Here is a 20,808-nt window from a genome sequence, read left to right as displayed (position 1 = left end):
TCAAATAACTATCTCTATATTATTTCAAAATCTGAACCTTCGAAGTTTACTACATCTCCAATTCTTAATTTTTTACCTCTTTGAGTACAAACTTCTCCATTAACCTTTATCATTCCATCTTGCACATAAATCTTAGCTTCTGAACCTGAGCTAGCAATAGATGCCCATTTTAAAAAAGCATCTAATTTTATAATTTCAGTATCAATTTTTATTTTATTCATTTTCATTATATAAATATTAAAATAATATTTATCCTCCTATCTCATTAGTCTTACTGGCAAAACTAAATATTTTGCATTTTCATTATTATGTTCTTCAATAACACATGGGCTTATACCAGATGTCATTTTCATAACAACTTCATTATCCTCCATGTTCTTTAAAACATCTAACAGATATTTTGAGTTAAATGCAATTTCTATTTCATCTCCTTGCAATTTTATCGAAATTTCATCTCTTACCTTTCCCAATTGAGAATTAGAGGTTATTACTAAGTTATCTTGATGTAAATCTAATTTTATTAAGTTAGTATTTCCATCCTTAGCCATTAGAGATGCTCTTTCTATCGCATTTTGTAGTTCTTGTCTATTAACATTTACAAATAGTTTGTGTTCTTGTGGTAATAATGATTTATAATTTATGAACTTACCTTCTAATAATCTAGATATTATTTTAGTTCTTTTTAAATTAAATAATATATGGTTATTAGTAAATGTTATATCCACAATCTCATCTATATCTTCTAGTATCTTTGATACTTCATTTAATGTTTTTCCTGGAATTACAACTTCTATATCAATATCCGTATCCAAAAATTCACTTTTTATAGCTAGTCTATATCCATCTAGAGCAACTAGGTTTAAGTTTTTATTTCTCACTTCGAATAATATTCCTTGAAGAATAGGTCTTGTTTCGTCTTGAGCGATAGCAAAAGAAGTCCCTTTTATCATATTTTTTAATATATTTTGATTTACTGATATTTTTAAATTCTCATTAATTTCAGGTAACTCTGGAAATTCATTTGTGTTCATATAAACTACATCAAATATGGATTTTTCACAAGTTATTTTTATTAGCTGATTTTCCATAGTTTCTATTCTTATAGTTGAATTAGGCAGTTTTCTTATTATTTCTCCAAATATTTTAGCATCAATAACTATACTTCCTTCTTCCATAATAGTTGCATCAACTAATGTTTGAATACTAACATCCATATCTGAACCTATAAGAGTTATTGTTGAATTATGTGCATTTATATAAATACCTTCTAATATGGGCATTGTTGATTTACCTGTTATGGCTTTTTGAACTATTGATATACCTTCTAATATTTTTTGTTTTTCACATGTAAAGATCATTGAAAATCCTCCTTATTTTATTCACAAGAATTAAAGATGATAATTAGTAGTTAGATAAATATTTTTATAGTAATAATAGTAGTAGGGGCTGTTAATTTGTTGATAACTAGTATAATCGCTGTAATATCAACAAAATTTAATTCAAAAATATTGTGGATAAATCAGTAACAAAACAGACTGGTTATCCACAAGTATAAGCATAATATAACTAAAAAAATATTATCCACAAGTTATTATGTACTTATTATACAGCTCTGTGGATTAATTCTGAGTCAATTTTTTTGTAATGTCGTTAACAGTACTTTGTAATGAATCATCAGTTTTGAGATTCTCAGATATTTTCTCATAAGCATGTATTACTGTGGTATGATCTCTTCCTCCAAATTCTTCTCCAATTTTAGGTAAAGACATATCTGTTAGCTTTCTACTTAAATACATTGCTATTTGCCTTGGGTAAGCAACATTTCTAGTCCGCCTTTGAGATTTTAAATCTTCAACACGCAAATTAAAGTAACTAGAAACTACATCTTGTATTAAGTCAATAGTCACATGCTTTCCTTGCTTTTTAGATATTATATCTTTTAATGCTTCTGTAGCTAAATCTACAGTAACTTCTCTGTTAGTTAATGAGGAGTAAGCAATTATTCTTATTAGTGCGCCTTCAAGTTCTCTTATATTAGATTTAATTTTAGTAGCAATGTACCCCATAACTTCATTTGCTACATTTAGATTTTCAACATCAGCTTTCTTTTTTAGTATTGCCATTCTAGTTTCGAAATCAGGGACTTGAATATCTGCTATTAAGCCCCATTCAAATCTAGATCGAAGCCTATCTTCTAATGTTGGAATTTCTTTTGGCGGTCTATCTGAAGATAATATAATTTGTTTATTCGCATCATGTAACGCATTAAATGTATGAAAGAATTCTTCTTGAGTACGCTCTTTTCCGGCTATAAATTGTATATCATCTATAAGTAAGATATCAACATTCCTGTATTTATTTCTGAATTCTTCATTCTTATCATCTTTTATAGCGTTTATTAATTCATTGGTAAATTTTTCAGATGAGACATATACAACTTTAGCATTAGGATTACCATCTAAGATGTAATGACCGATAGCATGCATTAAGTGAGTCTTTCCAAGTCCGACTCCACCATATATGAATAACGGGTTATATGCTTTTGCTGGTGATTCTGCAACTGCCAAAGATGCAGCATGAGCAAATCTATTACTATTACCTATTACAAAAGAATTAAAAGTATATTTTGGATTTAATGTAGACGACATTTCATCATTAACTACAATAGCTTTTGATTTCTGATTTGATGAACTCTTAATTTCTTCTTTTTCATAGATTTCAGACATTATAATAAATTCAATTGTATATAATTTTGAACATACTGCTTTTATGGAATTTGCAACTAAATCTTTATATCTTTTATCTAAAATATCTTGAGTAAAGGAATTTGGAACGCTTATCTTTAGAGTATTAGAAGAAATAGACAGAGGTTCGCAGCTTTTAATCCAAGTATTAAAACTAACTTCACTTAGCTCACTTTTTATAATATCTAAGGTTTTATCCCATAAATTTTTAAGATCGGCATCCATTCTTATTCCTCCAATATTGTAATAAAAAAATTTTTATAATAGTTATGTACAGTTTATCAACAAGGATATTAACATTCATATATTATAGCCAAGTATGTATATAAATATATCAACATGTTAATAACTATGTGTATATATTAAATTTCTATAAATTTAATAACAATCTGTTATTAAGTGTTATAAACATGCTAAGATCTAAATAAAATCAACTATAAAGCATGTACTAACAATAAAAATAAACAAGTTATGCACAATTTTATCCACACATGTGGATAAGTTTTTATATTAATAAGTTATTCACAACATAATATTTATGATAACATAAGTAAATACTCATATTCAATAAGTTATCCACAAAAAAATATATATAAATATATTTATCAACAATTATTACCACCTTGACAGAAAAATAGTATATCTATATAATGATAAAGTAAAATTTAAATAGCGAAGTATAGTTTTTACTATAAATAATAAATTTAAGGGGGTGCATATGTAATGTTTATGACTTACCAACCTAAAAAGAGACAAAGAAAAAAAGAACATGGTTTTAGAAAAAGAATGAGCACTCAATCAGGAAGAAACATTCTTAAGAGTAGAAGACAAAAAGGAAGAAAAAAATTAACAGCTTAAGGGCCCATTAGTGGCCTTTTTTCTGCAAATGCAGGGAAAAAAGGAGTATAAAAATATCTATGATTTATAGATTAAAGAAAAATTTTGAATTTACAATTGTATATAAAAGAGGTAAATCATTTGCAAATGAGCTTCTAGTTATGTACATATTAAAAAATAGAAGGAATAAGGATAGAGATTTTTTAGCCTATAGCAAGGTAGGTATTTCTGTAAGTAAAAAAGTTGGGAATAGTGTTGTTAGAAGTAGATGTAAAAGATTAATAACTGAAAGCTTTAGATTAAATTATAATTATATAGTAAAGGGATATGATTTTGTTTTTATAGCAAGAAATCCTCTTCAAAGTAAAAGCTACTTTGAAGTAGAAAGAGCTATGAGAAGTTTAATTAAAAAGGCAGGCTTATATAATAATGAAGAAATTACTAATACGCCTAATTAAATTTTATAGAAAATATATTTCACCTGGAAGATCTTCATGCTGTAGATTTGTGCCTACTTGTTCACAATATGCAATAGATGCCATAAATAAATATGGAGCTTTTAAAGGTAGTGCATTAGCAGTTTACAGAATATTAAGATGTAATCCTTTTTGTAAGGGTGGATATGATCCGGTTAGGTGAGATATTAGGAGGTATATATTTTAATGTTTCAAGCAATAGTTAACTTTATGAAAGGGATATTTGATTCCCTGCATGACTTTATAGTTAGTATGGGAATATCGGATGTTGGGCTATCTTATGTTTTGGCAATATTTATTTTTACATTGATTATAAGAATTTTAATATTACCATTTAACATTAAGGCAGCAAAGTCATCACAAGGAATGCAGAAAATTCAACCAGAAGTGAAAAAGCTTCAGGCTAAGTACAAAGACGATCCTCAAAAATTGAATACTGAAACTATGAGGCTATATAAGGAGAATAATGTTAGTGTAGCTGGTGGATGCCTTCCATCATTATTACCTCTACCTATACTAATGGCTCTCTATTGGGTATTTATGGGGATACAAGGAATAGAAGGTGCTTCATTCCTATGGATTCACGATTTATTTGCACCAGATAAATATTATATATTACCAGTATTAGCTGCATTGTCAACATATATACCATCTTATTTAATGTCTAAATCAACACCATCACAACCAGGTGGAATGAATATGGGAAGTATGAATTTAGTTATGGCTGGAATGATGGGTGTTATGTCATTGAATTTTAAATCAATACTTGTACTTTACTGGATAATTGGTAATTTAATTCAAACAATACAAACATATTTTTTAAACTATAGGCCAGCAATGAGAGAGATGGATGATAAGACTCAAAAAGATGCTGTAACAGAATCAGATAAATTTGTTATGGCAGTGGAAGAATCTAAAAATTCAGCTAGTAAAAAGAGAAAAAAGAAATAATCAAAAAGTGATTTTGCTTTGATATTAGAGGTGGTGAATTAACAGATGAAATCAGTAGAAGTGGAAGGAAAGACTGTTGAAGAAGCCTTAAATAAAGCTTTAAGTGAACTTGATGCAAATAAGGATATGGTTGATATTGAAATTTTGGATCATGGCTCAAAGGGTTTATTTAATGTTATAGGAGTTAAACCAGCAAGAATTAGAGTTTCTAGAAAATATAATTATATTGAAGAAGCACGAAACTTTATAGTTCATATACTCAAGGGAATGGAAGTTGAGGCAACTATTGATATTAAAGAAGAGAATGATAGCATTATAATTAATTTATCCGGAGAAAAAATGGGAGTGATAATTGGTTATAGAGGAGAGACATTAGATTCTATTCAATATTTAGTTTCACTTGTAGTTAATAAGTTACATGAACTTCCTCATAAAAAGGTTATACTAGATACCGAAGATTATAGAAGCAAAAGAGAGGAAACTCTTAAAGGTGTTGCAATTAAAACAGCTAATAGAGTTAAGAAAACAAAAAAATCATTTAAACTAGAGCCAATGAATCCATACGAGAGAAGAATCATTCATTCTGCACTTCAGGAAGATGCCTTTGTTAATACATATAGTGAGGGCGAGGAGCCGTTTAGAAGGGTAGTCGTTGAATTAAAGAAAGATTAAACTTAAAAAGAAAGCCATAATGGCTTTCTTTTTAAGTTTATAAATAAAATTTATGATTAAAAAGAGAAGTTTTAGCTAATATAACTTTGACTATTTAAATTTTGTTATGTAAAATTGATAATAGTTAAAAAGGAGTTTTAGTTTAGAAAATATTCTTCTTTAAAAAGAGGAGGAAATTAAATGAAAGAATTTGATACTATTTGTGCGATCGCTACACCAATCGGAGAAGGCGGAGTTTCAATAATAAGAATTTCAGGGGAGAATGTTTTAAAGATTGCTAGTAAGATATTTACTCCTAGGAATAAATACGATATTGAAAGCATGAAAACATACACTATGAAGTATGGTAATATTGTGGATTTAGAGAACAAAAAAGAGATAATTGATGAAGTTATTTTAAGTTATATGAAAGCGCCAAGAAGCTATACGGGTGAAAACGTGGTAGAAATAAATTGTCATGGAGGAGTTATATCTACTAATAGTGTATTAGATCAGGTTATCAAAGCTGGTGCAAGACTTGCAGAACCTGGAGAATTTACTAAAAGAGCATTTTTAAATGGAAGAATAGATTTGAGTCAGGCCGAAGCAGTTATGGATATAATAACTGCTAAAACAGAGTTATCGATGAAAGCCGCTATGATTCAAAGCAAAGGGGCTTTATCTAAAGAAATAAATGAATTAAGAGGGTATTTGCTAAACGTTTTAGCGCTAATTGAATATGCAGTTGATTTTACAGAAGATGATGAGGATATCGTTGATGACAATTTAATTTTACAGATTAAAGATGGGATCGAGAATACAAATTCAAAAATTGAAACCTTATTGTCTAATGCGGATGCGGGTAAAATTGTGAGAGATGGACTCAATATAGTTATTGTAGGAAAACCAAATGTAGGAAAATCTTCATTACTTAATGCATTATTAAGAGAAAATAGAGCTATAGTAACAGATGTCCCAGGGACAACTAGAGATATAATTGAGGAATATATAAATCTTGATGGAATACCGGTTAAAATAACCGATACAGCAGGAATAAGAGATACAGAAGATGTAGTAGAAAAAATAGGTGTGGAAAAATCAAAAGAGAAAATTGAAGAAGCAGATCTAATAATACTCATGCTTGATGCATCTAGATATATAGATGAAGAAGACAGTAGAATAATTAATAAAATAAAGAATAGAAAATATATAGTATTATTAAATAAGATGGATTTGAAAGATATAAAAATTCAAGAAGAAATACTTAAGAATTTAAGTAATATAATAAATATATCAGCTAAAACTGGCCAAGGAATAGATATTTTAAAAGATGAAGTTAAAAAGTTATTCTTTAATGGAGAGATAAGCTCTGAAAGCTTAATAATTTCTAATGCACGACATAAGCAAGCGTTATATAAATCATTAGAAAATTGTAAAATGGCTTTAGATAAAATTAATGCTAATGAATATCTTGATTTAATATCAATTTATATAACAGCGGCTATGAAAGCTTTAGGAGAAATAACTGGAGATGAATTAGAAGAAGATTTATTAAACAAAATTTTTAGTGAATTTTGTGTAGGAAAGTAGGTAAAAGTAATGGCAGTAAATTATGATGGTGGTCAATTCGATATAGTTGTTGTTGGTGCAGGTCATGCGGGATGTGAAGCTGCATTGGCATCAGCAAGATTAGGCCTTAATACATTAGTATGTACAATAAATTTAGATTCAATAGCATTGATGCCTTGTAATCCTAATATCGGTGGTACTGCAAAAGGTCATTTAGTTAGGGAAATTGATGCACTTGGTGGAGAAATGGGGATCAATATTGATAATACATTTATCCAGTCAAGAATGTTGAATACTTCAAAAGGACCAGCAGTTCACTCATTGAGAGCTCAAGCAGATAAAAAAAGTTATCAATTTAGAATGAAGAGAATTTTAGAGGAACAGGAAAATCTTAAAATAAGGCAAATTGAGGTAACTGAACTTAATGTTGAGAATGGAAAGGTGACAGGCGTAGTTACTAAAAATGGAGCTATTTTTAAATGTAAGGCGGTAATTCTTGCAACTGGTACATATTTAAAAGGAAAAATTATAATTGGTGAAGTATCATATAGTGGCGGTCCTAATGGTTTATTTCCAGCTAATGACCTATCACAATCATTATTAGATTTAGGAGTTTCTTTGAGGAGATTCAAAACTGGAACCCCAGCTAGGATAAATAGAAGATCTGTGGATTTTTCTAAGATGATAGAACAAAATGGTGATGATAATATAATACCTTTTTCATTTATGAGTGAAAATATTGAAAGGGAACAAGTATCTTGTTATTTAACCTATACAAATGATGAAACACGTAAAATAATTAGAGATAATATAGGAAGATCTCCAATTTATAATGGAAGTATAAAAGGTGTTGGTCCTAGATATTGTCCATCAATAGAAGATAAAATAATGAGATTTCCAGATAAACCACAACATCAAATATTTATTGAACCTGAGGGGATTGACACACTAGAAATGTATGTAGGTGGATTTTCATCATCTTTACCAGAAGAAGTACAAATTGAAATGCTTAAAACCTTGCCAGGACTTGAAAATGTTGAAATGATGAGAACTGCATATGCAATTGAGTATGATTCAATTGATCCTACTCAATTAAAACCAACATTAGAATTTAAAGATATTGAGGGATTATATGGTGCAGGTCAGCTTAATGGAAGTTCAGGATATGAAGAGGCTGGAGCACAGGGGTTAATTGCAGGTATAAATGCAGCATTAAAAATTAAAGAAAAAGAACCACTAATATTAACTAGATCTGATGCTTATATAGGAGTTCTAATAGATGATTTAGTTACAAAAGGGACTAATGAACCTTATAGGATGATGACTTCAAGAGCAGAATATAGATTATTATTGAGGCAGGATAATGCAGATTTTAGATTAACGGATTTAGGGTATAGAGTTGGATTAGTCACAGAGGAAAGATATGATAAATTTATAAAGAGGAAACAAAATATTGAAAATGAATTAGAACGATTAAAGAATTTAAAGGTAACTAATAAAAAAGAAATAAATGAATTTTTAATATCATTAAATTCAGCTGAATTGAGAAAGCCAATTACTTTTTATGAACTACTACAAAGACCTGAATTAGATTACTTTGATTTACAACAAATAGATTCAGAGAGGCCAGAATTACCTCATGACGTTGGAGAGCAAATTAATATATTAACAAAATATGAAGGATATATCCAAAGTCAGCTTGAACAAGTTGCTCAATTTAAGAAATTTGAAAAGAAATTATTACCTAAGGATATTAATTATAGTGATATTAAGGGGTTAAGAACTGAAGCAATACAAAAGTTAAGTGATATTAGACCAATAAGCATAGGTCAGGCAACACGTATTTCAGGAGTGTCTCCAGCAGATATTTCAGTATTACTTATTTATCTTGAACATTATTATAATAAATAATTTTAATTATTATTGGAGGAATTATGAAGTTTTATGATTTAATGTCTAAATCAGCAGAAGATGTTGGTTTACAACTATCGAAAGAGCAGTATGAAAAATTTATTGATTATATGAAACTTCTTCAAGAATGGAATGAAAAGATTAATTTAACAGCTATAATTGATGATGAAGAAATAATCAAAAAGCATTTTATTGATTCAATAAAAGCATTTAAAAGAGATGAATTCAAAATTGCTAGCAGCTTAATAGATGTTGGTACAGGAGCTGGTTTTCCAGGTTTGCCTATTGCAATAATGAGAGCTGATTTGAATGTTACATTATTAGATTCATTGAACAAAAGAGTGAGTTTTTTAAACACAGTTATTAATAGAATTGGAGTATCTAATGTAACAACTATACATTCTAGGGCTGAAGATGGAGCAAAAGATATTAAGCTAAGAGAGAATTTTGATATTGCAACATCTAGGGCCGTTGCAAATATGAGTGTATTATCTGAATTATGCTTACCATATGTAAAAGTTGGAGGAAGTTTTATTGCGCTAAAAGGTCCATCAGTTGATCAAGAAATTACAGAGAGCACAAATGCAATAAAGATTTTAGGTGGAAAAGTATTGGAAGTTTGTGAAATTAACATTGAAGATACAGAATTAAAACATAATTTAGTTGTCGTGAAAAAGATAGATAGATCTCCTAAGGGATATCCAAGAAGAGCAGGAGTAATAAGTAAAAATCCAATTAAATAAAGATATTACATAAATAATTGAAATTTGATTATGTAAGCAGGTATATGATAAAATATTAAGGTAGGAGTTAAATAGACAAATAAGGATATTAAGGTAAAATATGTATGTAGTATTTTAATAAGGGATGGGTTGGGAACATGAATAATGAAATAGTAAGTATTAGCATAAATAAAGTCATTCCAAATATTTATCAACCACGTAAATATTTTAATGAAGAAGCTATAGAAGAATTATCACAATCAATTAGAGAACATGGAATAATTCAACCAATTACTGTAAGACGGCGTGGAGAGGTCTTTGAATTGGTAGCAGGAGAGAGAAGACTTAGAGCAGCTAAGTTAGCTGAGTTAGAGACGGTTCCTTGCAATATTATAGATATAACTGACTCTGAATCTGCTCAGATAGCTCTACTTGAAAATCTTCAAAGAGAAGATTTAAATTACATAGAAGAAGCAGAAGCGTATTATAATTTAATAAGTGATCATAATTTTACGCAAGATGAATTAGCAAAAAAGATGGGAAAGAAGCAATCAACAATCGCTAATAAATTAAGATTGCTAAAGTTAAGTAGTGAAGTTAGGGAATTATGCTTAAAGAATAAATTAACTGAAAGACATGCAAGAGCTTTATTAACAATTCCGACTGAAGAAATGCAGTTAAGAATTGTTCAAAAAGTAATAAAAGACGGATTAAATGTTAAGAAAACAGAGGAATTAATTAACAAAGAATTGCTTAAATTAGCTGGAGAAGAATTAAAAAATAAGAATAAAAGAAATATAAGAGGCGTATTGCCGGCTAAACTTTATGTTAATACAATAAAACAAGTTTTGCAGAAATTTGATATTCCAGCTGAATATGCATATAAAGATGATGATGAGTTTATAGAAGTAGTAGTAAAGATACCAAAAACAAAAAAATAAGCGGAATAATTGGAAGTTAAGGTTTTACTAAGTATTGCCTTAACTTTAATTATATATACATGTTGTAATTAAATTTCTACATTTTGGTCTTAACTTAGGGATTACATGACTGGAATTATAAATGTAAATTTATTATTGCAAGTATATATTAATCTTATATTTATAAATATAGAAATATAGGATTGTCAATCATATTTATACACAGAAAATTAAGAATTAATGAAAAATATTTTATGATAGAATATATTTTATTAAGAGTTATTGTTTTTTAGAACATAATTCTTTTATTATAATAAAAAAGTATATATAATATTAATATGGAAAGGGGGGACGCTCTTTTAGGGCTGTGCTTATGAAAGTAATTTGCATTTTTAATCAAAAAGGTGGGGTTGGGAAAACAACTACTAATATAAACTTATGTGCATACTTAGCAATGGAAGGTTATAGAGTATTGACTATAGACATAGATCCTCAAGGAAATACTACGAGTGGATTAGGATTGGATAAAAGTAATTTAGACTTATCCATTTACGATGTGTTAATTTCTGATGCAACTATGAAGGAATCTATAGTAAGGAGTGACTTAGTCCAGAACTTGTACATATCACCGTCAACGATGGAACTAGCTGGTGCAGAGGTGGAACTTATAAATAGAAGTGATAGGGAAAATATAATGAAGAATAAATTAAAAGAAATTGAATCAGAATATGACTATGTGTTTATAGATTGTCCGCCGTCTTTAGGGGTATTAACAATAAATGCATTAACATGTGCAGATTCAGTGCTAATACCAATACAATGTGAATTCTATGCATTGGAGGGAGTTAGTCAATTAATAAACACAATACAATTAGTAAAAAAATCTCTTAATAAAAAGCTAGAAATCGAAGGTGTTGTAATGACAATGTTTGATTATAGGACAAATCTTAGTAATGAAGTTTTGAAAGAAGTAAAAAAATATTTTAAGAATAAGGTATATGAAGCTACAATATCTAGAAATGTAAGGCTTGCAGAGGCGCCAAGCTTTGGACTTCCGATAATGTTGTATGACGAAAAATGTAAGGGCGCTGAGGCGTATGTAAAATTAACTAAAGAGTTTTTAGAGAGACAGTAGGTGATAGAATGGCAAAGAAATTCGCCTTAGGAAAAGGATTAGGCGCACTTATACCGGAGGAATCAGATAATACTGAACAAGAAAATAATAGTTTGCTCATTCCTATAAATAAAATTAAAAGTGATGAAGATCAACCAAGAAAATTATTTGATTCAGAAAAAATAGCTGAATTAGCAGAGTCAATCAAAACCCATGGTGTTATTCAACCTTTAATTTTAAGAGAGCTAAAAGATGATAGATACATTATAGTTGCTGGAGAGCGCAGATGGAGAGCGGCTAAAATTGTTGGCTTAAAAGAAGTCCCAGCAATAATAATGGAATTAAGTGATAGAGATATATTAGAAATATCATTGATAGAGAATATTCAACGCCAAGACTTAAATCCAATAGAAGAGGCTTTAGCATATAGAAAATTGTTAAATGATTTTAAAATAACACAAGAAGAATTAAGTAAAAGAATAGGAAAGTCAAGGGTTGCTATTGCTAATACAATGAGATTGATGAATCTGGATGAACGTGTTCAACAATATATAATTGAGAGTATCATAACGGAAGGACATGGAAGAGTGCTTCTTTCAATAAATGATAAGCAGAAACAGTATGAAATAGCTCAGCAGGTAATTGATGAAAAATTATCCGTTAGAGAATTAGAAAGATTAATAAAAAGAATTAATGATGATATTGAAAAGGAAAAAAATAATGAAAATATAGGAGAAGTAAATCCTTATTATAAAGAAATTAAGAATCAGCTTCAGAACTATTTTGGAACAAAGGTAAATATTTTAAACAAGAAAAACAAGGGTAAAATAGAAATTGAATATTATTCAGAGGAAGATCTTCAAAGAATACTCGACATTATTAATATGTAATGTTTCACGTGAAACAATTATGAAAGGAATGACACAAAATTGGATATGCTAATTAGTGCAATGAATGATATAATGCCATATTTATTAATTGGAATGGCAATAATAATTATATTATTATTTATAATGGTAGTGGTCTTATTTAAAGCAGTTGGAAAAGTAGAAAGCAGATACAGAAAATTAATGAAAGGTACTACTAATAATAATTTAGAAGAAATGTTACTGGAAAGATTAGATAGTATTGAGGATGCTAAAGAAAGATCTGATAAGGCTCTAGAAGAATGTAAGAGATTAGAAGTTAAGATGAAGGATTGTGTTCAAAAAGTAGCAATTATGAGATATAAGGCATTCGAGAATGTTGGTAGTGACTTGAGCTTTTCGATAGCTATGCTAGATGATAGAAATGATGGGGTTATTTTAACTGGTATATATGGAAGGCAAGAAAGTACAACTTATGCAAAACCAATTGATAAGGGAATATCAAGATATGACCTTTCGGAGGAAGAGTTATATGTTTTAAATGAAGCAGCTAATAAAGAAAATAAAAATTAGTAGAATTGATTTTAGTTAAGTGAGCACCAATAGATTTTGGTGCTCTATTTTTGTATTTAAGAATGTAACAAGTTGGATTTGTGGTTACGGAAAGCTTTTGGCTGTAAGTGAAGAAATAAATCTCTGCTGCAAAATTATAGCATGTTCGCCGACTTGAACTATGAACTACAAGGAGGTGCTTTTATGGACATTGATAATTTAGAGTATAGTGAACGGAATGGTAAATATCATATAGTTTTCATGCCAAGGTTTAGAAAAAAATTTATATACAAGAAGATAAAGAATGATATATGAAAACACCTGGATTATTATGTGAAAAAAATACTTGAAATTATAGAAGTGAAAGCATTTCTAGATTATATAATATGTTTGTAAGTATACCACCTAAATTAAGTGTAGTGAAATCTAGGGGGTATCTGAAAGGTAGAATTCATTGATGATTTTTTATAGACACACAAAAATGCAAGTATAGAAATGGACAATTTTCTGTAAGGATATTATGTAGATATAATAGGAATAAGCATAAAGATAATAAAAGAGTATATAAAAATAAAATATAGAGAAGATATAGCGTATGAATAAATGAACCTTGAAGGAATATATCGACGCATTTACATAGATAATCAAGATTGATTTCCTTATTCAAAAATAGATATTATCTACAATGGTGCAGCTTTGTTTAAAGAAATTTACAGTTGAATAAAAAAACAGATTACAAGCTATTTCTAATGACTAGAAAATTTTTCTAGACCTACCCGCTTGAAGTAGCTTTGTAAATATATTATTTTAGACTTTTCTAAATTCTTATTAGCAACTTATATTCAGTATTAATGTGAAGAAAATCAATACAGTATATTTCGCAATAAGTATAATTTACTAACATTATGATTAGATATCTATTAATACTTTTTTTACTTTTCACTTGATTTCCATCTAGCCCTAAGTAAGTTTTGTAATCTCTAAAAAATGGTTCAATCGCCTAACGAACAGCTAATATATAGGCTTTATTTTCAAGCTTGAGAAGTGTTGTAATTAATTTTTGAGTTAATTCTATCTTTATCATAGATATCAATTGAGTATGGCAGAACTAATCCGTTACACGGTAGTAAAGAAACTATTATTTGAAAGAAATCTAGTAATACTAGTTCTATGTTTCGAAGGAGCAAGCTCTGCTATGTCGGAAATTTTAACATTATAACCTTCTGATATCATAGCATTCATTATATTTTCTAAATTCCTTAATTGACGCGTAGTTAAGTAAAAATTAAAATTTAGTTCTTTTAAAAAATTGTATATTGATAGTTCATCCGATACAATTGTGTTTTCAAGCATTTATGTATGGCTCCTTGTTGGCATTATTGTGTGGTAACTCAATTATAATAAGGATTTGTCATAGGTGTTTTTTTACTTTATTTAGTTGTAGAATTATTCAAGCATTCTTACACTAGTATAGTTATAAGTAAGTGATTATAGTTATGTTAAAAACCAGAAAATTATTAAATTATAATATACCACGCATGGTTAGAAAGTTTTTATTATTAAAAGAAAATTAGCAAAGAAAATAAAGATTGTTTCACGTGAAACAATCTTTATTAAAAAATAATACAAAATAGTATTACACTGATGACAACTATATAAGTTTAAAATAAATTAATAATCATAGAAATGAGAATTGTTTTGTTAAAACAATTAAGAATTAAAAGTTACTAAAATTGAATATTTACAGAAGTGCTAGTAGTGCTAGGCCTATCTAAGCTCTTTAAAATAAAATAATAGATACCTCTAGAAATTGAATCTGCGAGATTCATAACAGTATATAATCTAGTATTTTGTAAAACCAAAAAATCAAATCCTCCGGATACATTTACAATACCAGTTATACTCATATCACCAACGGCAGGAAGGTTCTTATTTAAAGCCAAACCAGGAAGTAGAGGCTTTTTCTGTATGAAAACTTTACCTATATTATTTATAGATCCTAAACAAGAATCGATTGCTATAATATATGGATTTATAAAATTAAAATTTATCTCATTTAATTTACTTACTATATTTTTTGCATGTATTGGATTTTCGAGTGTTCCAAATATATGTATATTATTCTTAGAAAAATGTTTTAATTTATGTCCTACTAATGGGCCTAATGAATCTCCAGTAGATCTATCACTTCCAATACAAATAAATATAATTGGTCTATCTTCATAAAGTATTGGTTGTAATTCAGTCAATAAATAATCTTTGATTTTAGTACAAGAAGCCAGTGAAGATGAGTTTACAGAAAAACTTTGACACATAAGAAAACCTCCTTTTATTAGATTTATTTCCAATAAAAAGAGGTTTTATTCATTATCTAAAAATAATAAATAGAATATAAATTAAATTAATAATCACATCTAACAAGAAAATAATATAAAAGGTATGTATTAAGGCCGGTGCTAAGAGCACTTGAAATATTTGTTGTTATAGATTTTTTGAAATTTTATTTAGAACCGTAAGCACATAATTAACTTCTTCCTTAGTTGTAAAATAACTAATGCCTAGTCTGACAGTTCCGGATGGATAACTACCTATGGTCTTGTGTGCTAATGGAGAACAATGCAAACCAGATCTAGTCTTTATTCCTTCACATTCTAAATAATATCCCAATTCAGAAGGATCGAGGGAATTAAGATTTATAGAAATACATGAACTTAGCCTTTTGCCAGATAAATCACCATAAACAGTTATTCCTTTGATGTTTAGCAAACCTTCTAGCATATGTTTTATTAAGTAGTTATTATGTTCATAAATTGAATTTAAACCTACTGAGTTTATGTATTTAATAGATTCTGATAATCCAACTATCCCTGGAAGATTATGAGTTCCGCATTCAAACTTATCAGGTAGAAAGTCTGGTTGTGATAAAGAATAAGAAAGACTTCCAGTACCGCCATGTATTAGACTTGAACAAGAGTCATTAAATTTAGAGTCCAATATAAATCCACCAATTCCTTGCGGACCCAATAAACTTTTATGTCCTGTAAAAGCTATCGCATTAGCTTTTATGTTTTTCATATTGATATCCAGAACACCGGCACCCTGAGAAGAATCAACAATGAAAAAAATATTGTTTTCATCACATATTTTACCGATGTTATATAGGTCTTGTACTGAGCCTGTGACGTTAGATGCTTGAGTCATTACAACTAGCCTTGTTTTATTAGTAATTTTCTTCTTTAAATCATTGGCATTGATAAAACCTTCAGAATTTGCAGCCACTATATCTAATTCAATTTGAAGATTCTCCTTACAAGAGAATAATGGTCTAATAACAGAATTATGTTCCATTGAAGATGTTATTACATGATCACCATGCCTTAAAATACCTTTGATTAATATGTTTAAAGATGTAGTAACGTTGTTTGTAAAAATAACATTACTAGGGGAATCATAACCAAAAAAATTGCAAATTAATTCTCTTGCATCATAAAGGTATCTATTACTTTGAAGAGAATTACTGTAATTTCCACGGCCTGCATTGCCACCTACATTTAGCATATAGTCACACATGGCATTAATAACTTGCTTTGGTTTAGGAAAAGTTGTTGATGAATTATCTAAGTAAACTTCCATATCAAGTATTCACCTCTAAAAAAATAATTTGTAAGAGCCCCAAATAATAAATATTATACCCAAAGCAAATAGGAAGTAGTCCAATATTTTAGTTGTATTATTGGCCAAATCAGGTTTGAATTTCTTAAAACCTTTACTTACTAAAATATTAAGAAAGCAAAACCAAGTTATACTTCCAATTATCATTGATGAGATTGAGAATATAAAATATATCCTTCCATGATGTCTCCAAACATTGAATATGGTTCCACTTAATGCAATCCATAATGATGGAGTTGTTGGATTGAGAAACGTTATCAAAAAACCAGTTAAAAAAGCATTTGATGAACGTCTATAAATTGATTTTTCTAAGTTAAGGTCTGGCTTTTTAGCTGTAAATGATATTTTATTAGATATAATTAAAACAATACCAGATACTATCCAAAATAGACTGTGAAACTTAGGATTTCTAGTAAGTATTGTAAAAAGACCTAGGTTTATAATTACTATATATGTTATATCTGCGGATACAGCACCAAGTGATACTTTAAATCCCTCTTTAAAACCTTTTGATATTGAACGACTAACAGATTCAAGGCCTGAGGGCCCCAAAGGTATAGAGGCAACAAAACCTGTAAAAAAACCAATTAATATAGCTTTTAATATGTTAATTACTGAAAACATTATATTCTCCTTCTAATTGCATTTCTATATAATTATAAAATAAAAAGATATATTTTTCACTAAATTTATGAAGTTTTTATATGAATGTGTTCTTAACCTTTATAAATTTAAAAAAATATATATAATATTAATATAAGTTATAATAAAGATTATATAGGTGGTGTAAATATGGATTATTATATAATAGTATTCAAAAATACATATGATGCAATGTCAGCAGAAAAAAATTTAAAAGAATTAGATCTAGAGTTTAGAATAATGCCAACTCCTACATCTATAACTATGAGTTGTGGGATATGCGTGAGAATAGATAAAAAGGCAGATATAGATAACATAATAAATAATGATTTGATGGAATATAAAAATATATACTATAGAAATGATGAAGGATATATACTAATTAATAAATAGGAGGGGGGATTATGTTTGTATGGTAATTACTTAATAGAGTTAGAGGAAGATTTCCAATTTTTAAAAGAATTGAAATCTAATATTAATAGTACGCTAGTAGATATCATAAGTGTTAAATCAATCGAGCTAATAATAAATAAAGCACTTAAAATAGCAGTTGTAATTATTATAATGTATTTTTCTATAAAAATAGGTAAGCATTTAATAAAAAAGTTTGTTGATAAGCAGATTGAAAGCAATGCAGTGATTTCTTTGGATTCTCAAAGGGCAAAAACTTTGGGGGAAGTATTGAAAAGTGTTTTAAAATATTCAGTATATTTTATGGGGATAACAATAATAATATCAATTGTATTTGGTGGTATGTCATTTACGTTTGCGAGTATAGGTGGAATTGCAGTTGGTCTTGGTGCGCAAAGTCTAATAAAAGATTTAATTAATGGATTTTTTATTTTATTTGAAAATCAATTTGGAGTAGGAGATCATGTAACAATAGGAAGTTTTAACGGAATTGTCAAAAGTATAGGAATTAGAGCCACCGTGATTAAAGATTTTACAGGGGATATACATTCAATTCCAAATGGGTCAATAGGTGGAGTTACAAATCATTCGAGGAATGATATTAGGTTCACGGTAGACATAGATATATCTCCACAGGAAGATATTAAAAAAGTTATTAACGTTATAAGAGCTGCTTGTGACGATTTTAAGAGCAAAAACGAAGAATATATAGGTGAATCCATAGAAATAACTGGGGTCATAGCTCTTGAAGTATCAAAGGTTACAATAAGAGTAGTAGGGAATGCAAAGCCATTAATGCAGTGGAAAATGGAAAGAGAGCTTAGAATGTCAATAAAGTTAGCTTTAGATAAAAATAGAATAAATGTATCATTGGATGAGAAACAACTAGATAATGAAAATATAGAGAAGGATGGGGAGTAATGGTAGAAAACTTTAATCTTGGAGATGTGGTTGAAATGAAGAAGCAACATCCATGCGGTTCAAATCAATTTGAAATAATAAGGGTAGGTGCAGATATAAAAATAAAATGTACTGGCTGTGGTAGAATTGTAATGATTCCTAGAGTGAAATTTAAAAAGGAAGCAAAAAAAATAGTAATTGCTGCAGAAAGTTAGCAAAATAACTTGATTCATTCTTTTATTAATGGTATAATCATTAATTGTAATCCCTGCTATGCAAAGCATAGCCGTTAGTCCGAGGGGAGGAGGTGAAATTAATGAGAAAGTACGAAACTATATTTATATTAAACCCATCATTCGATGAAGAAACTGTAAAAGCTAACATCGAAAAGTTTAAGGGTGTTATAGAAAATGGTGGAGGAACAGTAGAAAATGTTGATTTCTGGGGTAAGAGAAAGCTTGCTTATGAAATCTCAAAAGTTAGTGAAGGTTTTTATACTTTAGTTAACTTTACTGCTAACCCTGAATTACCAAGAGAGTTAGATAGAATATTCAGAATCACTGATGGTGTTATAAGACATATCATTGTTAATGAACAAGTATAAGGTGGCGTTGTAAATGAATAAAGTAGTTCTAATCGGAAGATTAACAAAAGATCCAGAACTAAGATTTACTCCAGGAAGTGGAGCAGCAGTAACAACCTTAACATTAGCAGTTGATAAATATAATACAAAAACTGGCCAAAGAGAAGCAGATTTTGTTCCTGTAGTAGTATGGGGCAAACAAGCTGAGAGTACTGCTAATTACATGAGTAAAGGTAGCCAAGTGGCTATTAGTGGTAGAATCCAAACCAGAAGTTATGATGCGAAAGACGGAACTAAGAGATATGTTACGGAAGTTGTAGCAGATCAATTTGGTGGAGTTGAATTCCTAGGAAGTAAAGGAAGTAATTCATCAGGAAATAGTTTTGGTAATAGCAATGAATATTCAGCACCAGCGAATGATGCATTCAGTGGTGGATTTGAAGAGGATATAACTCCGGTAGATGACGGAGATATGCCTTTCTAAAATTTTAAGTAAGGAGGGAATATAATGAGCAGAGAAGAAGGTAACAACGGTAGAAGACCTGGCGGTAAAATGAGAAGATCTAGAAAAAAAGTTTGTGCTTTTTGTGTAGATAAAGCTGAATTTATCGACTATAAAGATATAAATAAGCTTAGAAAATATGTTACAGAAAGAGGAAAGATTCTTCCAAGAAGAATTTCTGGAACTTGTGCTAAGCACCAAAGAGAATTAACATCTTCAATTAAGAGAGCAAGAAACATAGCATTATTACCATTTACAACAGAATAATGGTAGTAGTAATATCCCCCCTGAGAAATCAGGGGGTTTTTAATATAAAAAAATATTATTATTAAATCAATCTCTCAACTTTGTGGAAAAATATAGCAAATTGTCTATAAATTCTTGCAATACTCACAAAAAAAAATTAAAATAATAATACAAGGGTTTTGAGAGAGGTGATAGACTATGAGAAAAGATAATTTTAATATTATGACTAACATTAAGATTATAGAAGATTTAAAAGCACAACTTCTTTGTATAATAGGAGAGTTTTTCAGACTATTGACAAAAGGTAACAATGTAGCCCGTGATTCTATTTTAGATTGTATTTCAGGAGCTATAATTATACTATATATTCTAGGTGATAAGTTAGGATATTCATTGGTAGATATAGACCATAATATAAAATCAAAATTAGATTTAGGGGTAAGAGCAGAGGATCAAGTTGAAAAAGAAGGTAAAAGCTTAAGTAAGTTGAAGCATTATATTAGTAACAGAAGAGATTAAATATTCTTAGGAGGCTTTTT

Annotated in this window: 26 protein-coding genes; 19 read left to right on the top strand and 7 right to left on the bottom strand. The window is 28.9% G+C overall.

The genetic code is table 11. From position 1 onward, the window contains the following. Nucleotides 1–14: 14 nt before the first annotated feature. From yaaA to dnaA, 3 genes are all read right to left on the bottom strand, one after another. Nucleotides 15–221: a S4 domain-containing protein YaaA gene (gene yaaA, locus L3B96_RS25455; protein ID WP_031276195.1), complete on the bottom strand. Its 207-nt coding sequence runs from the start codon at nucleotides 219–221 to the stop codon at nucleotides 15–17. 36 nt (nucleotides 222–257) lie between these two features. Next, entirely contained in the window at nucleotides 258–1,358 is a 1,101-nt protein-coding gene (dnaN, locus tag L3B96_RS25450) for a DNA polymerase III subunit beta (RefSeq protein WP_238948933.1), read from the bottom strand. Nucleotides 1,359–1,619: 261 nt separating this feature from the next. Next, a complete protein-coding gene (gene dnaA, locus L3B96_RS25445; protein ID WP_011967366.1) occupies nucleotides 1,620–2,969 on the bottom strand; it encodes a chromosomal replication initiator protein DnaA in 1,350 nt (449 codons plus the stop codon). Nucleotides 2,970–3,467: 498 nt separating this feature from the next. Here dnaA and rpmH point away from each other — a divergent pair, with 498 nt between their 5' ends. From rpmH to L3B96_RS25385, 12 genes are all read left to right on the top strand, one after another. Next, the gene (gene rpmH, locus L3B96_RS25440) at nucleotides 3,468–3,602 is read left to right on the top strand and encodes a 50S ribosomal protein L34 (RefSeq protein ID WP_008419045.1); all 135 of its coding nucleotides are present in this window, start codon (nucleotides 3,468–3,470) and stop codon (nucleotides 3,600–3,602) included. Nucleotides 3,603–3,661: 59 nt separating this feature from the next. Then, a complete protein-coding gene (rnpA, locus tag L3B96_RS25435) occupies nucleotides 3,662–4,039 on the top strand; it encodes a ribonuclease P protein component (RefSeq protein ID WP_012061252.1) in 378 nt (125 codons plus the stop codon). Next, nucleotides 4,011–4,220, top strand: coding sequence for a membrane protein insertion efficiency factor YidD (gene yidD, locus L3B96_RS25430; RefSeq protein WP_012061251.1), 210 nt, complete (start codon nucleotides 4,011–4,013; stop codon nucleotides 4,218–4,220). Before rnpA ends, yidD begins: the two co-directional genes overlap by 29 nt. Before the next feature lie 23 nt (nucleotides 4,221–4,243). Further along, nucleotides 4,244–5,008, top strand: a complete 765-nt coding sequence (locus L3B96_RS25425; RefSeq protein ID WP_012061250.1) for a membrane protein insertase YidC — start codon at nucleotides 4,244–4,246, stop codon at nucleotides 5,006–5,008. Between the two features lie 45 nt (nucleotides 5,009–5,053). Further along, nucleotides 5,054–5,680 (top strand): RNA-binding cell elongation regulator Jag/EloR, encoded by a 627-nt coding sequence (jag, locus tag L3B96_RS25420; RefSeq protein WP_012061249.1) that lies wholly within the window; start codon nucleotides 5,054–5,056, stop codon nucleotides 5,678–5,680. Between the two features lie 180 nt (nucleotides 5,681–5,860). Further along, nucleotides 5,861–7,249 carry a tRNA uridine-5-carboxymethylaminomethyl(34) synthesis GTPase MnmE gene (gene mnmE / locus L3B96_RS25415; protein ID WP_012061248.1) on the top strand — a complete coding sequence of 463 codons (1,389 nt, stop codon included), beginning with the start codon at nucleotides 5,861–5,863 and terminating at the stop codon, nucleotides 7,247–7,249. Between the two features lie 9 nt (nucleotides 7,250–7,258). Further along, nucleotides 7,259–9,139, top strand: a complete 1,881-nt coding sequence (mnmG, locus tag L3B96_RS25410) for a tRNA uridine-5-carboxymethylaminomethyl(34) synthesis enzyme MnmG (protein ID WP_238948932.1) — start codon at nucleotides 7,259–7,261, stop codon at nucleotides 9,137–9,139. Nucleotides 9,140–9,162: 23 nt separating this feature from the next. After that, complete coding sequence (rsmG, locus tag L3B96_RS25405; RefSeq protein WP_238948931.1) at nucleotides 9,163–9,882, top strand: 16S rRNA (guanine(527)-N(7))-methyltransferase RsmG; 720 nt, start codon at nucleotides 9,163–9,165, stop codon at nucleotides 9,880–9,882. Between the two features lie 137 nt (nucleotides 9,883–10,019). Then, nucleotides 10,020–10,802 carry a nucleoid occlusion protein gene (gene noc, locus L3B96_RS25400; protein WP_012061245.1) on the top strand — a complete coding sequence of 261 codons (783 nt, stop codon included), beginning with the start codon at nucleotides 10,020–10,022 and terminating at the stop codon, nucleotides 10,800–10,802. A 352-nt stretch (nucleotides 10,803–11,154) separates the two neighbouring features. Further along, the gene (locus tag L3B96_RS25395) at nucleotides 11,155–11,916 is read left to right on the top strand and encodes an AAA family ATPase (protein WP_012061244.1); all 762 of its coding nucleotides are present in this window, start codon (nucleotides 11,155–11,157) and stop codon (nucleotides 11,914–11,916) included. A gap of 8 nt (nucleotides 11,917–11,924) precedes the next feature. Beyond that, nucleotides 11,925–12,785, top strand: a complete 861-nt coding sequence (locus tag L3B96_RS25390) for a ParB/RepB/Spo0J family partition protein (protein WP_238948930.1) — start codon at nucleotides 11,925–11,927, stop codon at nucleotides 12,783–12,785. Nucleotides 12,786–12,845: 60 nt separating this feature from the next. Next, the gene (locus tag L3B96_RS25385) at nucleotides 12,846–13,334 is read left to right on the top strand and encodes a DUF4446 family protein (RefSeq protein WP_238901120.1); all 489 of its coding nucleotides are present in this window, start codon (nucleotides 12,846–12,848) and stop codon (nucleotides 13,332–13,334) included. A 1,095-nt stretch (nucleotides 13,335–14,429) separates the two neighbouring features. Here the strand turns inward: L3B96_RS25385 and L3B96_RS25380 are convergent. The 4 genes from L3B96_RS25380 to L3B96_RS25365 form a co-directional block, all read right to left on the bottom strand. After that, nucleotides 14,430–14,666 carry a hypothetical protein gene (locus L3B96_RS25380; RefSeq protein WP_238948929.1) on the bottom strand — a complete coding sequence of 79 codons (237 nt, stop codon included), beginning with the start codon at nucleotides 14,664–14,666 and terminating at the stop codon, nucleotides 14,430–14,432. A 374-nt stretch (nucleotides 14,667–15,040) separates the two neighbouring features. Next, on the bottom strand, nucleotides 15,041–15,628 hold the full coding sequence (gene yyaC / locus L3B96_RS25375; protein WP_065417466.1) for a spore protease YyaC: 588 nt from the start codon (nucleotides 15,626–15,628) through the stop codon (nucleotides 15,041–15,043). A gap of 166 nt (nucleotides 15,629–15,794) precedes the next feature. After that, nucleotides 15,795–16,946: an aminotransferase class V-fold PLP-dependent enzyme gene (locus L3B96_RS25370; protein WP_238948928.1), complete on the bottom strand. Its 1,152-nt coding sequence runs from the start codon at nucleotides 16,944–16,946 to the stop codon at nucleotides 15,795–15,797. Nucleotides 16,947–16,961: 15 nt separating this feature from the next. After that, nucleotides 16,962–17,609 carry a LysE family transporter gene (locus L3B96_RS25365; protein ID WP_012061239.1) on the bottom strand — a complete coding sequence of 216 codons (648 nt, stop codon included), beginning with the start codon at nucleotides 17,607–17,609 and terminating at the stop codon, nucleotides 16,962–16,964. Nucleotides 17,610–17,777: 168 nt separating this feature from the next. On the opposite strand from L3B96_RS25365, the gene L3B96_RS25360 reads away from it, so the two are divergent. From L3B96_RS25360 to L3B96_RS25330, 7 genes are all read left to right on the top strand, one after another. Then, nucleotides 17,778–18,020, top strand: coding sequence for a DUF3343 domain-containing protein (locus L3B96_RS25360; RefSeq protein WP_238901118.1), 243 nt, complete (start codon nucleotides 17,778–17,780; stop codon nucleotides 18,018–18,020). 15 nt (nucleotides 18,021–18,035) lie between these two features. Further along, entirely contained in the window at nucleotides 18,036–18,959 is a 924-nt protein-coding gene (locus tag L3B96_RS25355) for a mechanosensitive ion channel domain-containing protein (RefSeq protein ID WP_012061237.1), read from the top strand. After that, entirely contained in the window at nucleotides 18,959–19,153 is a 195-nt protein-coding gene (locus L3B96_RS25350; RefSeq protein ID WP_012061236.1) for a DUF951 domain-containing protein, read from the top strand. The genes L3B96_RS25355 and L3B96_RS25350 overlap by 1 nt, the downstream gene beginning before the upstream one ends. A 101-nt stretch (nucleotides 19,154–19,254) precedes the next feature. Continuing rightward, a complete protein-coding gene (rpsF, locus tag L3B96_RS25345; protein WP_012061235.1) occupies nucleotides 19,255–19,542 on the top strand; it encodes a 30S ribosomal protein S6 in 288 nt (95 codons plus the stop codon). 13 nt (nucleotides 19,543–19,555) lie between these two features. Further along, nucleotides 19,556–20,005, top strand: a complete 450-nt coding sequence (gene ssb, locus L3B96_RS25340; protein WP_012061234.1) for a single-stranded DNA-binding protein — start codon at nucleotides 19,556–19,558, stop codon at nucleotides 20,003–20,005. A 24-nt stretch (nucleotides 20,006–20,029) separates the two neighbouring features. Then, nucleotides 20,030–20,290 carry a 30S ribosomal protein S18 gene (gene rpsR, locus L3B96_RS25335; protein ID WP_012061233.1) on the top strand — a complete coding sequence of 87 codons (261 nt, stop codon included), beginning with the start codon at nucleotides 20,030–20,032 and terminating at the stop codon, nucleotides 20,288–20,290. A 177-nt stretch (nucleotides 20,291–20,467) separates the two neighbouring features. Further along, nucleotides 20,468–20,788, top strand: coding sequence for a MazG-like family protein (locus tag L3B96_RS25330; protein ID WP_012061232.1), 321 nt, complete (start codon nucleotides 20,468–20,470; stop codon nucleotides 20,786–20,788). Nucleotides 20,789–20,808 lie beyond the last annotated feature (20 nt).

Source organism: Clostridium sp. YIM B02569 (assembly GCF_022320765.1).
In the GTDB taxonomy this organism is placed as follows: domain Bacteria; phylum Bacillota; class Clostridia; order Clostridiales; family Clostridiaceae; genus Clostridium; species Clostridium beijerinckii.
This window is presented reverse-complemented; position numbering and strand designations above follow the sequence as displayed.

Excerpts from the sequence above, each read along its gene's own strand:
- yaaA (WP_031276195.1), bottom strand. The coding sequence starts at position 221 with ATGAATAAAATAAAAATTGATACTGAAATTATAAAATTAGATGCTTTT.
- dnaN (WP_238948933.1), bottom strand. The coding sequence starts at position 1,358 with ATGATCTTTACATGTGAAAAACAAAAAATATTAGAAGGTATATCAATA.
- dnaA (WP_011967366.1), bottom strand. The coding sequence starts at position 2,969 with ATGGATGCCGATCTTAAAAATTTATGGGATAAAACCTTAGATATTATA.
- rpmH (WP_008419045.1), top strand. The coding sequence starts at position 3,468 with ATGTTTATGACTTACCAACCTAAAAAGAGACAAAGAAAAAAAGAACAT.
- rnpA (WP_012061252.1), top strand. The coding sequence starts at position 3,662 with ATGATTTATAGATTAAAGAAAAATTTTGAATTTACAATTGTATATAAA.
- yidD (WP_012061251.1), top strand. The coding sequence starts at position 4,011 with ATGAAGAAATTACTAATACGCCTAATTAAATTTTATAGAAAATATATT.
- L3B96_RS25425 (WP_012061250.1), top strand. The coding sequence starts at position 4,244 with ATGTTTCAAGCAATAGTTAACTTTATGAAAGGGATATTTGATTCCCTG.
- jag (WP_012061249.1), top strand. The coding sequence starts at position 5,054 with ATGAAATCAGTAGAAGTGGAAGGAAAGACTGTTGAAGAAGCCTTAAAT.
- mnmE (WP_012061248.1), top strand. The coding sequence starts at position 5,861 with ATGAAAGAATTTGATACTATTTGTGCGATCGCTACACCAATCGGAGAA.
- mnmG (WP_238948932.1), top strand. The coding sequence starts at position 7,259 with ATGGCAGTAAATTATGATGGTGGTCAATTCGATATAGTTGTTGTTGGT.
- rsmG (WP_238948931.1), top strand. The coding sequence starts at position 9,163 with ATGAAGTTTTATGATTTAATGTCTAAATCAGCAGAAGATGTTGGTTTA.
- noc (WP_012061245.1), top strand. The coding sequence starts at position 10,020 with ATGAATAATGAAATAGTAAGTATTAGCATAAATAAAGTCATTCCAAAT.
- L3B96_RS25395 (WP_012061244.1), top strand. The coding sequence starts at position 11,155 with ATGAAAGTAATTTGCATTTTTAATCAAAAAGGTGGGGTTGGGAAAACA.
- L3B96_RS25390 (WP_238948930.1), top strand. The coding sequence starts at position 11,925 with ATGGCAAAGAAATTCGCCTTAGGAAAAGGATTAGGCGCACTTATACCG.
- L3B96_RS25385 (WP_238901120.1), top strand. The coding sequence starts at position 12,846 with ATGAATGATATAATGCCATATTTATTAATTGGAATGGCAATAATAATT.
- L3B96_RS25380 (WP_238948929.1), bottom strand. The coding sequence starts at position 14,666 with ATGCTTGAAAACACAATTGTATCGGATGAACTATCAATATACAATTTT.
- yyaC (WP_065417466.1), bottom strand. The coding sequence starts at position 15,628 with ATGTGTCAAAGTTTTTCTGTAAACTCATCTTCACTGGCTTCTTGTACT.
- L3B96_RS25370 (WP_238948928.1), bottom strand. The coding sequence starts at position 16,946 with ATGGAAGTTTACTTAGATAATTCATCAACAACTTTTCCTAAACCAAAG.
- L3B96_RS25365 (WP_012061239.1), bottom strand. The coding sequence starts at position 17,609 with ATGTTTTCAGTAATTAACATATTAAAAGCTATATTAATTGGTTTTTTT.
- L3B96_RS25360 (WP_238901118.1), top strand. The coding sequence starts at position 17,778 with ATGGATTATTATATAATAGTATTCAAAAATACATATGATGCAATGTCA.
- L3B96_RS25350 (WP_012061236.1), top strand. The coding sequence starts at position 18,959 with ATGGTAGAAAACTTTAATCTTGGAGATGTGGTTGAAATGAAGAAGCAA.
- rpsF (WP_012061235.1), top strand. The coding sequence starts at position 19,255 with ATGAGAAAGTACGAAACTATATTTATATTAAACCCATCATTCGATGAA.
- ssb (WP_012061234.1), top strand. The coding sequence starts at position 19,556 with ATGAATAAAGTAGTTCTAATCGGAAGATTAACAAAAGATCCAGAACTA.
- rpsR (WP_012061233.1), top strand. The coding sequence starts at position 20,030 with ATGAGCAGAGAAGAAGGTAACAACGGTAGAAGACCTGGCGGTAAAATG.
- L3B96_RS25330 (WP_012061232.1), top strand. The coding sequence starts at position 20,468 with ATGAGAAAAGATAATTTTAATATTATGACTAACATTAAGATTATAGAA.